Raw genomic sequence first — 15,460 nt, 5'->3', positions numbered from 1 at the left:
GGCGACTTAAAGTTCCGGATGCAGAGGTTGCTGTAAGACCTAGCCGAGAAGGCTGTTGGCGAGTTTCACGTAGAGATCGACACACTCCAGCAGCTCGGATTTGCGGATGTGTTCGTCGGGGGTGTGGGCGACGAGGATGCTGCCGGGGCCGAGCAGGAAGGGTTCGCCCCAGTTGGTGAGTGAGGGGATGTCGGTGGTGAATTTTGCGATCATGGTGTCGAAGCCGGGGATCGCGCGCATGTGCATGTAGGGGAGCTTGAGGGTGAAGTTGACTTCGCAGCGGCCGGCGGCGGCTTTGGTGATTGCCGCTTGGAGCTCTTCGGGTGGGCCGACGAGGCGGATGAGGATGTGGGCCTCGGCTTTGTCGGGGATGACGTTAGGGGCGACGCCTCCGCGAATGACACCGATGTTCATGGTGCAGTCGCCGATGCCTTCTACTACGGGTAAAGGCAAGGCTTGAATATCGTGGAGAGCGGCGAGGAGCTTGTCGACGGCTGAGTCGCCTAGCTCGGGGTAGGCGGAGTGGGCCATCTTGCCGTGGGCGCGGAGCTCGACGCGCAGGCAGCCTTTGGAGGCGAGGGCGAGGCGGTTATCCGTGGGTTCGCCATTGATGATGAAGCGGCTGCCTTTGGGCGTGGTGTTGGCGAGGAGGGCGCCGGCGGAGTCGCGCTCTTCACCGACTACGTAGAGGAGAGCGACGCGTTTGCCGGCGACGATGAGCTTTTCGGCGGCGGCGATCTGAGTGGCGATGATTCCCTTGGCGTCGCAGGTGCCGCGGCCGTAGAGGAAGTCGGCGTCTTCACGGCAGGGGCCGAGGAAGGGTGGGACGGTGTCCATGTGGGAGGAGAGGACGATGTCTGGGGTGACGCCGGGGAGCGAGGCGTAGACGTTGAAGCGGGGGCCGGTGCCGGCGGCGGGATTCTTGGCGAGGTCGGGCTGGGGGACGGGCTGGCGCTCGATGACGTAGCCCTGGGCAGCGAGGTAGGTGGAGAGGAACTCGCCTGCCGGGGCCTCGTGGTAGGTGGTGGACTCGAGGTCGACTAATTGTTTCGTAAGTTGGATGGGATCGATCGGCATCTGGTGTAAGGATAACTGACTGTCGGGAACAGGGTTGGACGGTAGACTGGGCTGGTGAGTGATTCTGCTGCATTTCGATCCCATGTGAAGAGTGTTGACGACCTGCGCGGGCCGGCTGGACGTTTGGAGGCTGTGCTGAATACCGGCAAGGACGATGCGCTGTATGCGGCGGTGGTGGCGCATCCGCATCCGCCCAGCGGCGGCACCATGCATACCAAGGTGGTGTATCACGCGGCCAAGGCGTTTTCGAGCTTTGGGCTGCCAGTGCTGCGGTTCAATTTTCGCGGCACGGGGCTGAGTGAGGGCGTGCACGACGGCGGGCATGGCGAGGTGGACGATGTGCGCGCGGGCGTGGACTGGTTAACAGAGAAGTTTGGCTTGCCGGTGCTGTTTGCGGGGTTTTCGTTTGGGGCGAATGTGGGGATGAGGGCGACCTGCGGCGATGCGCGGGTGCGTGGGCTGGTGGGGTTGGGGCTGCCACTGCAGTCAGCGGGACGTGAGTACAGCTATCGGTTTCTGCCGGCTTGCGGGAGCGTGCCGAAGCTGTTTGTGAGCGGAGATCACGACAAGTTCTGCCCGCAGGGGATGCTGGAGGCTACGCTGGTGACGGCTGCGGAGCCGAAGAAGATTGTGTGGGTTGAGGGTGCGGATCACTTCTTTGCGGGGACGGATCAGTCGCCGGATTCGAAGCTGGGCGTGATGCGCGACGCTGTGCGGACGTGGCTTGGGGAGACGTTCGCGCTGTAGTGAATTGCCGGAGCAGGAACTTCCTCCTCCATCCAGGTGCGGATGAAATTGGCTACTAGCTCAGGGGCTTCTTCGGCAGGACGGTGGCCTACGCCGGGCAGAGTGATCAGGTCTGAGTGCTGTAGATGGCGGCGCAGCTCGGGCGCGGAGTGAATGGGAACGGCACGATCGCAGTCGCCCCACAGGACCAGGGTGGGGGTATCAAGATGGCGGCGGAGGACGCGACGGAGGCCGGCCATGTCGTTATGCCAGGTTTGGAGCAGGCGCAGCAGGTGGAGGATGGTGCCGGGGGTGCGGAGGTTGTCGCGGTAGGGCTTGAGGCGCTCGGGAGTGTCCCAGCTCTGGGGTCCGGCCATGCGGCGGAGGCCGATCATCTGCAACCACTCAGGCAGCCAGGGCATGAGGTGAGCGAACATCTGGCCGGGCCGGGAGAGATAGAAGCGGATGAGCGGATCGCCCTCGCGGAAGTAGGGGTGCGCGGGCGAAATGAGCACGAGCGAGCCGACAGACTGGCGATGATTTGCTGCGACGCTCATTGCGACCGCTCCGCCATGTGAGTGGCCGACGACGATGGGACGGTGCAGATGGAGCTCGTCGAGGATACGGCTGACTTGTTCTGCCGTAGTGGCCATGCGCGGGTCGATGTCGTGGCGGCGCTCGGATTGGCCGGCGCCGGGGAGATCGAGGGCGATGACGTGGAGGTCGGGTTGGAGCTGCTGCATGAGGGGAACGAAGGTGTCGGCGCAACCCATGAGGCCATGGAGCAGGACGAGCGAGGGCTGATCCTCCACCGCTCTTCCCTTTTCGAGGTACGAGAGGCGAAGGCCATCGAGCTGAAGATGACGGCGCTTCATCATGGTGCCGGGGATTCCCCTATTCGATTTCAGGTTCGCTAACGAATGCGAGCTTCGGATGGTCCATTGATCGTTTGATCAACCCTGGAGGCCTGAAGGTCGTGCATCGCAGCGTGCCAAATGTTAAAGATACGTGAAATTCCGCAGAAGGTAGCTTGAGGCCTTGGATTTTAACAATTGGTGCTGGCGCGAACAGTGTTGTTGCTCACGAAAGTCGCGGAGTCAGTGGGCTTTTCCGACTGGACTCGGCGATAAGGCAGGCCGATTTGATCAGGCAAATGGCGAGTAAGCCCAGAACCGAGCTATTCTGAAATACGTATCTGCATATGAATTCGTGCATCTGAAAGGCCAAGATTTCCTCAACCTCCCTCATTCTGCTGAGTTATCGGCGGTATTCGGCAGTATTCGCCCTTTGGCCGCTGATTTGCATGCTTGATCCCTGAAAGATGGTACTTCCCCGTGAAAAGCGGTGCTCAAACTCGGTTGCTGGCGATTGTCCTGGCGATTTTTACTCTGGCCGCCCTAGGACTTGCGATTGCGAACCTTGTGCAGGAGAGCGATTACACTCCAGCCACTGACGGCGCTGGATGGACAGAGACGCCGGGGGGATTGCGCGCCTACCTGGTGCCGCCCGACACGCCAGCGTACCGGGCCGGGGTTCACACCGGTGACACGCTCACTTCGGTGAACGACGTTCCGACGCTGCGGCTGGCTTCGCTGCAGCGGCAGATTGATGCCAACGGCGTCTGGTCGAAGGTAAGGTATTCCCTGCTGCGGAAGACTAGCGGCAGCACGACAGTTGCTATTCCGGTGGTGGTGTACCTGGAGCCGACGGACCGGACCGACTGGCAGGTCGAGCGGCTGATTGCGCTGGTGTACCTGGCGATTGGACTGTTCGTGCTGCTGCGACGCTGGACGGCGCCGAAGTCGACCCACTTTTTTGTCTTCTGCCTGGTCTCGTTCATCTTTTATGCGTTCAAGTTCACGGGGATTCTTGACGGCCTCGACATAACGATTCTGACCGGCAACATTATTGCGACGGAGCTGCAGCCGGCGCTGTTCCTTCACTTCGCGATCAGCTTTACGCAGGAGGCGTCGCGGCGGCGGCGCAGGTTGTTGTACCCGCTGATCTATCTGCCGGGGCTGGTGCTGGGTGTTCTACGGTACCTGTCGTACACCTACTGGGAGTCGACGGGCGCGTTGCAGCAGCGCCTGGACAAGTTCGACTATGCGTACCTGGCAAGCTTCTACATTCTCGCGGCGATCGTATTCTGGGTGCGCTATCGCGCTGAGGTCCAGCCGCTGCAACGTCAGCAGCTGAAGTGGCTATCGCGCGGAACGGTGCTTACGGTGGTTCCCTTCACCGCGCTGTACGTAATTCCGTTCCTGTTCAACGCGTATATGCCGAGCGCGCTGACGAGAGTTGCGCTGCTGTCGCTGATCCTGCTGCCGCTGACGTTCAGCTGGGCCATCGTGCGGTATCGGCTGATGGATGTGGATTTGATTTTCAAGCGCGGCGCGTCGTACACGCTGGCGACTGCGGCGCTGGTGGGCATCTATTTTGGCATAGTGGCCATCAGCGCGGAGATGGTGCATACGCGGTTTCAGCATCTCGGCGAATGGGGATTGGTGGCCGCGGTCATCGTGACGGGCCTTGTCTTCGATCCGCTGAAGCGCGTGATCCAGGGGCAGCTGGATCGGGTGTTCGATCAGAAGAGCATCGACTACCGCGAGACGCTGGTGGAGTTTGGCAGCGAGTTGAATGCGCAGACGGATCTGCGCGCGCTGGTGAATTCGATCGTGCAGCGGCTGCCAGAGACGCTGCTGGTGACGCGCGTTGCGGTCTTCCTGGCACAGGAGGAGACGGCAGGGCGGAAGAGCAAGTTCTCGCTGGCGGCGGCGCATGGGCTATCGCAGCAGGTGCTCTCGAATGCGGACTCGCTGGAGCTTGGGTTCCTGGACTTCGATAACCGGGATAGCAGCAGCCATTTATTTTTCGAGACGCCGAATGCGATGCTGCGACTTCCGGATGAAGAACGGCAAACGGCTGCGGCGTTGGATCTGAATTATTACGTACCGTGTCGGGCTGCAAGGCATGAGGGCACGGGGCGGAGCACGATTGCGGTGCTGGGCCTGGGGCGCACGGGAGAAGGCGATTTTCTTTCGAGCGAGGACATGGAGCTGCTGGAGTCGCTGGCCGGGTACATAGGGATCGCGATTCAGAATGCGCAGCTCTATCGCCGGCTGGAGCAGAAGATCCAGGACTTCGAGCGGCTGCGGGACTTCAACGAGAACATCGTGGAGTCGATCAACATTGGGGTGTTCGCTGTTGATCTGGAAGACCGTGTCGAGAGCTGGAATGCGCAGATGGAAGTGATGTATGCGACGCCCAGGGCCGATGCGCTGCAACATCCGCTGCGGGATGTGTTTCCGATGGAATTTTTGCTGGAGTTCGACCGCCTGCGCGGCGAGCAAGGAGTGAGCACGCTGTACAAGTTCCGGCTGCCAACGCCGACTGGCGAGTCGCGCATCGCGAATATCACGATTGCGCCGCTGCTCAACCGGGACTTCCAGGCTGTTGGGCGGATTGTGATTGTGGACGACATTACCGACCGCATCAACATGGAGACGCAGCTGACGCAGACCGAGAAGCTGTCGTCGATTGGGCTGCTGGCGGCTGGTGTGGCGCACGAGGTAAATACGCCGCTGGCCGTAATTTCGAGCTATGCGCAGATGCTGGGCAAGCAGTTGCGGTCGGATGAGGCGACGCATGCGCGGCTGCAGCCGGTGTTGGAAAAGATTACGCAACAGACTTTCCGGGCATCAGAGATTGTGAATGGGCTGCTGAATTTTTCGCGCATGGGCAGTGTCGATTTCGGACGCGTGGATGTGAATCTGATGGTGCGGGATACGGTGTTGCTGCTGGAGCACCAGATGCGATCGGCGGGCGTGGCGGTGGCGACTGAGTTGCATGAGGATCTGCCGCTGGTGTCAGGAAACCGTGGCAAGTTGCAGCAGGTGTTGGTGAACCTGGTGCTGAATGCGAAGGATGCACTGCAGGAGAAAGGCAGTGGCAGCGTACGCATTTTGACGGCGAGAACGTCCAAGGGAGTGGAGATTCGCGTGGAGGACAACGGTGTGGGTATGTCGCCGGACGTGATGCGCAAGATCTACGACCCGTTCTTTACGACCAAGAGCAATCCGAAGGAAGGTCAGCGCAAGGGCACCGGGTTGGGCTTGGCGGTTACGTATGGGATCGTCCAGGAGCACGCTGGGACGATCGAAGTGAGCAGCACGCCGGGCGAGGGTACGGTCTTTCGCCTGGAGTTGCCTGCAGTCGATACAACGGGACCGCGACCCCAGCACAAGACGCAAGCCGGCAGTGAGCCTGCGAGCGCAGAGGGAAAGGTAGTCCATGTCTAAGGCAGCCGTGAGTGACGCGATCGACGAGCCAAGTGTAGCTGTTCATCCATTGGGCCAAAGAATTCTCATTATTGACGACGAGGCGGGCATCCGCGACTCGCTCGAGACGCTGTTGACGCTCGAGGGATTTCGCGTCGATCTGGCGGGCGATGGTGTGGCGGGACTGGACCAATTGACACGCAATGCGTATGACCTGATGCTGCTGGATCTCGCGCTGCCGGGAGAGAGCGGGATTGATCTGCTGCCGCGGATTAAAGCGCTGGTGCCGGATCTGCCGGTGATCATGATTACGGCGTATGGAACGGTGGGCAACGTGGTGGATGCGATCCGCGCGGGCGCGTCGAACTTTGTGCAGAAGCCGTGGGACAACGAGAAACTGCTGGCGGATATTCGGATTGCGATTGGAAAGAATCGCGCTGAGCAGGAGGTTGTGCATCTCAAGCGGACGCTGAAGCAGCGGGTGTCGTTTGAGAACATTGTGGGCAAGAGCGAGCCGATGCTGCGACTTTTTGATTTGGTGGCGCAGGTGGCTCCTAGCCGCTCGACTGTGTTGATTCAGGGAGAGAGCGGAACGGGCAAGGAACTGATCGCGAAGGCGATTCATGCGCACTCGCCACGGCGGGATAAGCCGTTCATTCCCGTGAACACGGGCGCGGTGCCGTCGGATTTGCTGGAGTCGACGCTGTTTGGGCATGAGCGCGGTGCGTTCACGTCAGCTGTGGCGGCGAAGAAGGGATTGTTTGAAGTTGCGGACGGTGGGACGCTGTTTTTGGATGAAATTGGAACGATGCGCATGGATATGCAGGCGAAAATTCTGCGTGTGCTGCAGGATCGCCGGTTTATGCATGTTGGTGGAACGCAGGAGATCCAGGTGGACATTCGGATCGTCGCCGCGACCAACGTGAACCTGGAGCAGGCGGTGAAGGAAGGGAGATTTCGCGAAGACCTCTTCTATCGGTTGAATGTGATCTCGCTGGAGCTGCCTCCGCTGCGGAATCGCAAGGAAGATATTCCGTTGCTGGCAAATCACTATCTCAAGTTCTATGCGGAGGAGAACGGCTTTCCGCCGCCCGAACTGTCCTCGGAAGCGTTGCGATTGATGATGGACTATGAGTGGCCGGGCAATGTGCGCGAACTTGAGAATGCAATGGAGCGCGGCGTTGTCCTCTCCAACGGGCCAACGTTGAGCCCGGATTTGTTGCCACAGCAGTTGCGCGGCAATACGTTTTCGACGGCACTACTGGAGCAGAGGCCGGACGCTTCCCTGTTTGATGTGATCGAGGACATCGAGCGGAGAATCATCGCGGATCGGTTGGAGCGCTGCAACTGGAACCAGACTGAGGCGTCGGAGTTTTTCAGGATTCCGCTTTCGACGTTGAATCAGAAGATCAAGCGATTGAACATCGTTTTGAAGAAGCGCGGCAAAGAGTAGTGAACCTTCGATGATCGCTTTGAGTAGCTCTCGAGGGTTGGGTGGGAAGCGGTGGGCCGCGATGTTGATCGTGTGCGCGACGCTGATGCAGACGGTATGGGCGCAGCAGGTGGGCGCGAAGAAATCTGGTGCGGTGGTCCAGCCAGGTGCAGCGGCGGTGAATGATCTTCCGCAGCTGGTGGACATTACGGCGAAGACGGGGATTCACTTCACGCATCTTTCGTCGGAGAGCAAGAAGTATATTGTGGAGTCGATGAGCGGTGGCGTGGCGCTGATTGACTATGATCGCGATGGCTGGCCGGATATCTTTTTCACGAATGCGCCGGACGTTGATATGTCTCTGGCCGGGACGAAGGCGAGGAGTGCGCTCTACCATAACAATCGCGATGGCACATTTACCGACGTGACGGAGAAGGCTGGTGTGAGCCACCCGTGCTGGGCGATGGGCGCGATGGTGGGAGATTACAACAACGATGGCTGGCCGGATTTGCTGGTGTCGTGCTTTGGCGGCGTGGTGCTTTATCGGAATAATGGTGACGGGACATTTACGGATGTGACCAAGCAGTCGGGCCTGAGCAGCGATGCGGGATGGGCGACTGGGGCGGCCTTCGGGGACTATGACAACGATGGGTATGTGGACTTGTTTGTTCCGCACTATGTTGATCTGAATCTGAATGATCTGCCGACGCTGGGATCGAAGAAGACATGCATGTACCACGAGATTGCGGTGCAGTGTGGACCGCGTGGGCTAGTGGGTTTTCCGGACAATCTTTATCACAACAATGGTGATGGGACGTTCGCCGACGTCTCGAAGCAGGCAGGCGTGGACGATGCGCAGAAGTATTTTGGATTGACGTCGGTGTGGTCGGATTTTAATGGGGATGGCAAGATCGATTTGTTTGTGGCGAACGACGGCGAGCCTAACTATCTGTATCAAAATGACGGCAGGGGCAAGTTTACGGACGTGGCGTATCCGTCGGGGATCGCCGTTAACAAGGACGGCTACGAGCAGGCGAATATGGGAGTGGCGCTGGGTGATTATCTGCATGCCGGGCGCTTCTCGGTTGCGGTCACGCATTTCAGCGAGGAGTACACCACGCTGTTTCGCAATGACGGGGATTTGAACTTTACCGATGTGTCGGACCAGGCGGGGCTGACGGTTGCGACCTCGCCTTATGTTGGTTGGGGGGACGCGTTCTTCGATCTGGATAATGATGGCTGGGTGGACTTATTTCTGGTCAATGGCCATGTTTATCCGCAGGTGGATACGAGAGACATTGGAACGAAGTATCGAGAGCCGAAGCAGATGTTTTTGAATCAGCATAACGGATCGTTCCGCAACATCAGCGAGTTGGTTGGGCCGGCCATTCAGACTCCGCAGGTGAGTCGCGGACTGGCGGTGGGCGATCTCTTCAACGATGGGCACACGGAACTGGTGGTGGAGAATATTGAAGGGAGCCCGATGATTTTGCGGACCGAGGGCGGGCCGAAGAATCACTGGATCAGCTTTGAGTTGGCGGGGACCAAGAGCAATCGGCTGGCGTTGAATGCAAGAGTACGCGTGACGGCGGGCGACCTGGTACAACTGGACGAGGTGCGGAGCGGAGGAAGCTATCTTTCGCAAAATGACGTGCGATTGCAGTTTGGTCTGGGAGCGCGCGCGACGGTGGACAGCGTCGAGATCACGTGGCCTTCTGGAGTGAAAGAGACTCTGAAGAATTTGGCGGCGGACAAGTTCTATTGTGTGCTCGAGGGCCAGGGAGTGGTGCCTCGGGAGAAGATTCTGCCTGGCGCTGTGAAGCGTTGATCAGTGGCCGGCTCGGGAAGGCCTAGTGTTGGGCTCGGGCACCTGTGACGTCGGCGAGTTCTTGCTGCAGGGACTGGTTTCCGGGCTCGAGCTTCAGGGCTGCTTCGAGATGGGTGATAGCCGCCGCCTTGTTTCCTTGCGCCAACTGGAGACGTGCGAGCGCGATATGCGCTTCGGCATCAGAAGGGTCGAGCCGAATTGCGGTCTGCAGTTCGGCTGTGGCCGCTGGGGACTTCTCTTTCGCGTAGGCTTCGCCGAGTTCACGATGAACTTCGCCGACGTTTGGATTTGTCTTCTCCAACGCTAATAACTGCGCCACGCCAGTGCTTATGTCGCCGGTCTCGATCAAAGACGCAGCGTAGGCGAACTGGAGGCGCGGAGCTTCGCCTGCTGTGTCGTTGAGAGGCTCGAGTGTCTGGCGTGCTGCAGCGTAGTCCTTGATAGAGAACTGGCTTAGGCCAAGCTCGGCGCGCACGTCTTTATCGGTTGGGTGGGCCTGCAGATAGTGGCTCAGGGGAGCGACGGCTTGAGCGAAGGCGCCTGCTGAAAATGCCGCACGCCCCCAGTTGATATCTAGGCCGGGCAACGCGGGATTCCACTCGGCTGCTCGCTCGAAGGACTGCAAGGCTGAGACATAGTTGCCCTGGCTGCCGGCGATCGCTCCGAGATTGTTGTAGCTATCGGCAATCGCGGGACCAAGTTGCTTCTCGAGCTGCTCCACCTGGTGTGCGGCTTCGGGGTCGACGGTATGATCTTCGACCGTCATGGGCATTTCGGGAGCCAGGGCGGAAGCGGCCTGCGCAGCTCGTTTCGTCTGCAGATAGTCGGAGAGCTGATTCTGGTCGCGCTGAAGATTCTGTTGCAGCAGCGATTGAGAAATTGCGATCTCCATCTTCCCTTCTTCGACGTCACCGGTTTGCATGAGGAGCCGTCCCAGGAGATAGTGTGCCTTCTGCACCTGGTATGCGTTTCGGGAGACGTCAGTGGTGAGGCGAATCGACTGACGAAGGGCGGCTTCTGCTTCGGGCAGCTTGTGAGCATCAGAGTAGAACTGGCCGAGGTAGAGGAAGCCGTCGGGACTGGTGGGATCGAGCTCGGTCGCGTGCTTGAGATCGTTCTCGGCTTCGAGCTGCGTGGCGGGATCATGCTGTTGGGCGAGCAGGTGGCCGAGGGCGGCGTAGGCTGCTGCGTACCTTGGCGAGAGGGCGATCTCTTTCTTCAGCTCGGCTTCGGCCTCGGGAAGTTTGGAGTTGCCGGAGGTGGAGAGATAGGCGGCGGCGAGGGAGTAATGGACACCGGGCAGCTTATCGTCGGCCGCGATGGCCTTCTTGAACTCCGCTACGGCATCGTCCTGGAAATCAGAGCGACCGTAAGCCTGGCCAAAGTACATGTGGATGGTGGCGGTATCGCCGAAGGAGGAGAGCATCTCGGAAAAGATCTTTGCGGCACCCGAGGCGTCGCCGAGATCGAGATCGGCGACGGCCAGCTCGTAGCCATTTTCGAAGGTCGGATCTAATGCTACGGCCGCTTCGAATTGCTGTTTGGCTTTGGTGTCCTCGTTGGTTTTCAAAAGGACGCGGCCGAGGATTGCGTGGGCATCGGCTGCGACCTTCGGGTTGTTGGGATAGTCCTGAATTACACCGGAGGCTAGAAGTTTTGCGTGGTCGAGATTGCCGCTGTCCAGGGCGACGCGGGCGTATTGAATCTTCATCGCAGGAAAATCAGGGACGAGGATCAGTGCGGTATCGAAGTCGTTGGCTGCCTTGTCATACTGGCCGGCACGGGCGCGGCCGAGGGCGAATTCTCCGAGCGCGTCGGCGATGAAGATCTTGTATTGCTGTGCGGCGTGGTCGAGGTCGTTGGCTGCCTGGAATTTCTGTGCAGCGTCGTAGCGGCGTTGCAGGATGGAGTCGTCGTGTTTTGCGGCGGACGCCTGTGGCTGCTGTGCGGAAGTGGCAAAGCTACCGATAAGGACCAGGAGGCTCGCACCTACGGCGCGCGGCGAGCTCATTTTAACGACGTTCATCGAAAGCATCCAGTGCATGAAAAATTGAGCTCTATTGCCGTGATGCATGGGTTGAGAATCGAGCTCACAACGTTATTTTACGTGACAAAAAAAAGAGGGTGGCTGAGAACGCCACCCTCCGATGGAGGCACTGAATTGACAGCGGGTGCTTGGTTGGCCGGTGGAATGGCCTGCACCTCTGAAAAGTCTGGCCGGGATGCATTGAGATGCATCCCGGCCACGAGGTTAGGGTTAGAAGGTGTACTTCAGGCCAAGTTCAAGGATACGAGCGTAAGGGTATGCGGTCTTCGTGTCCATGTAACCGAACGTGGGAGAAGTACCGCCGGTGCCCGTATTGAGCGTGACGGCCTTGCTTGGGTAGTCGACCAGGTAACGCAGGGTGACCTGATTCGCCGAGCTGAACTCCGGCAACGCATGGTTCATCCAATCGAACATTGAGAAGCGGAACTGGACGTTTTGGGTGTTGTGGATGTGGATGGTTCTGTAGAGAGCGAGGTCATTATCGAAGTACGAACCCATGCTCATGCGGGGGTAAGCCTTACCACCGAATTCGCCGATCTCGTTGTTACCAGCGATCGTGGGTGCCGCAAAGCAACCCACCTGAAGGCGCTGATACTTCGCAAGTCCCTTGTTTGGGTTGCAAGTTAGCACTGGCTGGATGGCCAGGCCGCTCTCGTCAGTACCGTAGTAGGTCGCCTGAGAGACCCCGGAACCGACACCGTTGGTAGTTGGGTTGTTGCTGTAGCTCTCCGACAGACCGTAGTTCGGTACGCTGTTGCCGAGAAGCGCCAACAAGCTGCCGCCTGCCTGCCAGGTTGAGATGCCAGAGATGGTCCAGCCACTGAGGAGGACATGACCGATCGTTCCCCAGTGAGTGAATTCTCCGGTCTGGTAGAGGTAGGTCGCATTGAAGACAAAGGGACGGTCAATGGATGCTATGCCATAGTTTCCTTCACGAACGACGAAGGGGTTTGCCTGCAATACGGTTCCCAAGGTCTTCGACCAGGTGAAGTTGAAGTCGAAGTTCAGCCTGCCAGTCTCCTTGATATAGGCAGCCTGAAAACCATTGTAGTTCGAGTACTGGTTGCTTTGAGACATGTGAGGGGCGTTGGTGCCATAGGCGTAGCCGTACGGGTGGTAGTCCGCCAGCTGGTTGCCCGTGGGTGCACCCGTGGTGGGGTTGACCGCTACGTTTTCCGGATTGGTGGAGGTAATACCCGTGATCGGATCTGGCAGGAACAACGCACCGATTGGCACCTTGTTCTGGTTTGCGAGTTCAGCAAAGCCGCTGCCTTGGATCGTCTCGCCGTTATCGAGGATCTGGCTGCTGGTGTTGCCGACGTAGGCGACATCCAGAAGCGTGTTCCACTTGAAGCGATGATCGATGGTCAGGTTCCAGGCATAGGTGATTGGCACGCCGTAGTCGCTGGCATCCAAACCATTCTGCGAGCCGCTGATTCCGCACCCTCCCTGTGGATTAGCCTCTGTTGGAAATGGGCTAGTGCAAACGGGAGGCTTCAGATTGGCGATCTGACTGAGCTGAACGGTCTTTTGCCCGGGCAGACTGTAGTTGACTACGTTCTGCGCGGTGGTCAGAGCAGCGGCGTAATCGTTGTATTGTCCAGAAAAGCGATAGACGCCCCAGCCTCCGCGGACCACGGTCTTGCCGGTTCCGAAGGGATCATAGGACACACCGAAGCGAGGAGAGACAAATGCCAGACGATTAGGCTGTCCGCTTAGAGGGATGGACGGGTCGATGGAGTGCCAGTAGTAACCGGGGTCAGCCTTGCCGGAGTAGTAATCCGAAAAGACACGGCCTGGAAGGAACACAGCCATACCTGTGCCCTGGCGGTCATACCAGTGACCTACATGCTCGATACGAGCGCCGAGTTCGACGCTCAACTTTCTGTTTACCTTCCATGAATCGTCAATATAGAAGGCCGTGTTCTGGTAAGCCATATCGCTAACGGGAGCCGAATTGCTTTCCGTGTAGCTCGAGACGTTGCCGATGACAAAGTTCGCGTCCGGATTGTTAGGAGAACCAGTGCTAATGCCGGTGAAGATGTTCGGGTTCTTACCGCTGAAGCTGTTGATGATTCCGTTCGGGCTCACGCCATCATTGCCCTGCAGGTTGCCTGTGTTCTGGGTGTAGGCGCCGAGCTTGAGGGTATGCGCGCCCCAGACCTTGGTGAAGTTATCCGTGAAGCTGGGAACTTCCTTGCGGACCAGGTAGTAGCCGTTGGGCTCGAACCAATCCCCTTGCGAGAAGTCGGGGAAGGTAAAGTTTCCAGCGGTACTGTAGGACGGAATCAGCTGGGAAGCGTTGAAGATGGAGCCGTAGGTATAGCCCAGTGTGGACTTATCCGCGGCCTTCGGGTTTGGAGGACCGAAGGGGAAGCTGCCGAAGCCCCATGCGGCGATGAATTCGTTGGTGGTGGTGGAGGAGAAGGTGTGAACAAAGTGACCGGAGATCGACTTGGTAAAGACCTGGCCGACCTAGCCACCGCCGGGAGCAGGAATGGAGTTACCCGGGGTCCAGTAGATGTGAGCACCATTGCCCTGAGCGAGCGTTGAGCTGTAGGCCTGTTGATAGGAAACGTAAAACTTGTTGTTGTCGTTGAGGTTGTAGTCCATACGAATGCGATAGACCCAACCATCGTTGGGAGCGACGACGGGAGCGTAATAGTTGTACCCGCCAGCAGTGGTTGCAGGGTTGGCGTTGGCTTTCGGCCAGAAAGAGGCCAATGCCGCGGCGCCCGGATCAATGTATTGCGAAGGGATGATCGAACCGGTGGTGCCTGGTCCAGGGGTGATTGCCGTGCCGTCCGGCAGGACCGTGCCCGCCAGATTGTTGCACCAGTTGCCCTGGGCGGTCGAGGAGAAGCCGTTGGGGCAGAGAACGTTGTTGTCTGCGTTGTCGGTGCTGAAGTCGCCCTTCATCATCTCCGGCGTGGGGATGTACGACTCCAGGATGTTGCCGTTACCTGGGTTCTGCAGGAAGCGCTCATAGCCGCCCCAGATGAAGGCCTTCTTGTGCGTGAAGGGGATAGGGCCGCCGACGTTGCCGCCAGGATAGTAGTAGTGCGCACCCGCCTTGGGGACTCCCTGGTGGTTCTGCTGCCAGCCATTCGCGTTGAGGACGTCGTTGCGGGCAACGAAGTACGCGGTTCCATGGAGGTGTGACGTTCCAGACTTGCTGATGGCGCTAACGACGACCGGGCCGTTCTGCACATAGGCGCCGAAGTTGGAGGTCTGGACGCTGACCTCAGCCGTCATTTCGGGGTTGATGATGCCGATCGAGCTTGCCATGTCGCCCGGGTCGAGAACGCTGACGCCGTCCGAGAGGAGAGCCGTACCGCCGCGGTTAGGGACGCCGTTGATGTTGATACCGTTACCGATGGCACTTTCGTTCGCTGAAATACTGAGATCGCTGAAAGTGGGATTATTTTGCGTGAGGCCACCTGACATCGTGGTCGCGCCCGGAAGAACCTTCAAGAGTTCCGTTGTATCGCGGCCTTCGAGGGCCAGGTTCTCGATGTCTTTGGAGGAGAGAACGTCGGAACGCGCGCCGTTATCCTGCGGGATCATTTCGCCGGCGGCTTCGACGGTCACGGTCTGTGTCTCCGAACCGATCGCGAGGGCGAAGGCCGGAACCGAGCGCTCATCGCCTGCGTGCAGGACGAGGCCGGTTAGGGTCTTGGGCTCAAAACCTTTGGCGCTCACCTTGATGGTGTAAGAGGACGGCAACAATGCCGGGAAGGAGTAGAGGCCTTCGCCGTTGGACTTGACGACGCGGGTGTCCTGCGTGGCCTCGTTGACCAGGGCGACGTTCGCACCCGGGATGACGGCGCCCGTGTTGTCGGTGACGATGCCAGAGATCTGTGCGGTCGTTTGTGCGTGAAGGGCGGGTAGGGCGAAGAGCAGCAGAAGCGTTGCCAGCAGTCCTGCTCCCAAGCTAAGCCAGTTGCCGCGACGAAGTTTCGTCTTCAGCAGGTTGGCTGGAGCAGTCAGGCCATTCGTCGCGCCCCGCTCCGTGTTCCTTTGATTCATTTGCATACTACCTCCAGAGTTCATACGGCCTCTTACAAGTTGTC

General features: G+C 59.1%; 9 protein-coding genes. 4 read left to right on the top strand and 5 right to left on the bottom strand.

Annotation, left to right across the window (positions count from 1 at the left end):
* Window positions 1-39: 39 nt before the first annotated feature.
* Window positions 40-1,077 carry a M20/M25/M40 family metallo-hydrolase gene (locus GSQ80_RS10715; RefSeq protein ID WP_158787639.1) on the bottom strand — a complete coding sequence of 346 codons (1,038 nt, stop codon included), beginning with the start codon at window positions 1,075-1,077 and terminating at the stop codon, window positions 40-42.
* An 84-nt stretch (window positions 1,078-1,161) separates the two neighbouring features.
* Here GSQ80_RS10715 and GSQ80_RS10710 point away from each other — a divergent pair, with 84 nt between their 5' ends.
* Complete coding sequence (locus GSQ80_RS10710) at window positions 1,162-1,824, top strand: alpha/beta hydrolase (RefSeq protein ID WP_254059578.1); 663 nt, start codon at window positions 1,162-1,164, stop codon at window positions 1,822-1,824.
* Here the strand turns inward: GSQ80_RS10710 and GSQ80_RS10705 are convergent.
* Window positions 1,749-2,681, bottom strand: a complete 933-nt coding sequence (locus GSQ80_RS10705) for an alpha/beta fold hydrolase (RefSeq protein ID WP_158787637.1) — start codon at window positions 2,679-2,681, stop codon at window positions 1,749-1,751. The genes GSQ80_RS10710 and GSQ80_RS10705 overlap by 76 nt on opposite strands.
* 456 nt (window positions 2,682-3,137) lie before the next feature.
* Here GSQ80_RS10705 and GSQ80_RS10700 point away from each other — a divergent pair, with 456 nt between their 5' ends.
* Genes GSQ80_RS10700 through GSQ80_RS10690 form a run of 3 tightly spaced genes read left to right on the top strand, consistent with a single transcriptional unit; the run spans window position 3,138 to window position 9,340 of the window.
* Window positions 3,138-6,101: an ATP-binding protein gene (locus GSQ80_RS10700; protein WP_158787636.1), complete on the top strand. Its 2,964-nt coding sequence runs from the start codon at window positions 3,138-3,140 to the stop codon at window positions 6,099-6,101.
* Window positions 6,094-7,533, top strand: coding sequence for a sigma-54 dependent transcriptional regulator (locus GSQ80_RS10695; RefSeq protein ID WP_158787635.1), 1,440 nt, complete (start codon window positions 6,094-6,096; stop codon window positions 7,531-7,533). The genes GSQ80_RS10700 and GSQ80_RS10695 overlap by 8 nt, the downstream gene beginning before the upstream one ends.
* 10 nt (window positions 7,534-7,543) lie before the next feature.
* Window positions 7,544-9,340: a CRTAC1 family protein gene (locus GSQ80_RS10690; protein WP_254059577.1), complete on the top strand. Its 1,797-nt coding sequence runs from the start codon at window positions 7,544-7,546 to the stop codon at window positions 9,338-9,340.
* A gap of 22 nt (window positions 9,341-9,362) precedes the next feature.
* Here the strand turns inward: GSQ80_RS10690 and GSQ80_RS10685 are convergent, their stop codons facing one another.
* The 3 genes from GSQ80_RS10685 to GSQ80_RS10675 all read right to left on the bottom strand — a co-directional run bounded on the left by GSQ80_RS10685 (window position 9,363) and on the right by GSQ80_RS10675 (window position 15,416).
* Window positions 9,363-11,366 (bottom strand): tetratricopeptide repeat protein, encoded by a 2,004-nt coding sequence (locus tag GSQ80_RS10685; RefSeq protein ID WP_158787634.1) that lies wholly within the window; start codon window positions 11,364-11,366, stop codon window positions 9,363-9,365.
* 231 nt (window positions 11,367-11,597) lie between these two features.
* Complete coding sequence (locus GSQ80_RS10680; RefSeq protein ID WP_158787633.1) at window positions 11,598-13,478, bottom strand: hypothetical protein; 1,881 nt, start codon at window positions 13,476-13,478, stop codon at window positions 11,598-11,600.
* 384 nt (window positions 13,479-13,862) lie between these two features.
* Window positions 13,863-15,416, bottom strand: coding sequence for a carboxypeptidase regulatory-like domain-containing protein (locus GSQ80_RS10675; RefSeq protein WP_158787632.1), 1,554 nt, complete (start codon window positions 15,414-15,416; stop codon window positions 13,863-13,865).
* Window positions 15,417-15,460: the final 44 nt, after the last annotated feature.

The organism is Granulicella sp. L46, from assembly GCF_009765785.1.
Classification (GTDB): Bacteria; Acidobacteriota; Terriglobia; order Terriglobales; family Acidobacteriaceae; genus Granulicella.
The sequence above is the reverse complement of the archived record's forward strand: the minus strand, read 5'-3'. Positions and strand labels throughout refer to the sequence as shown.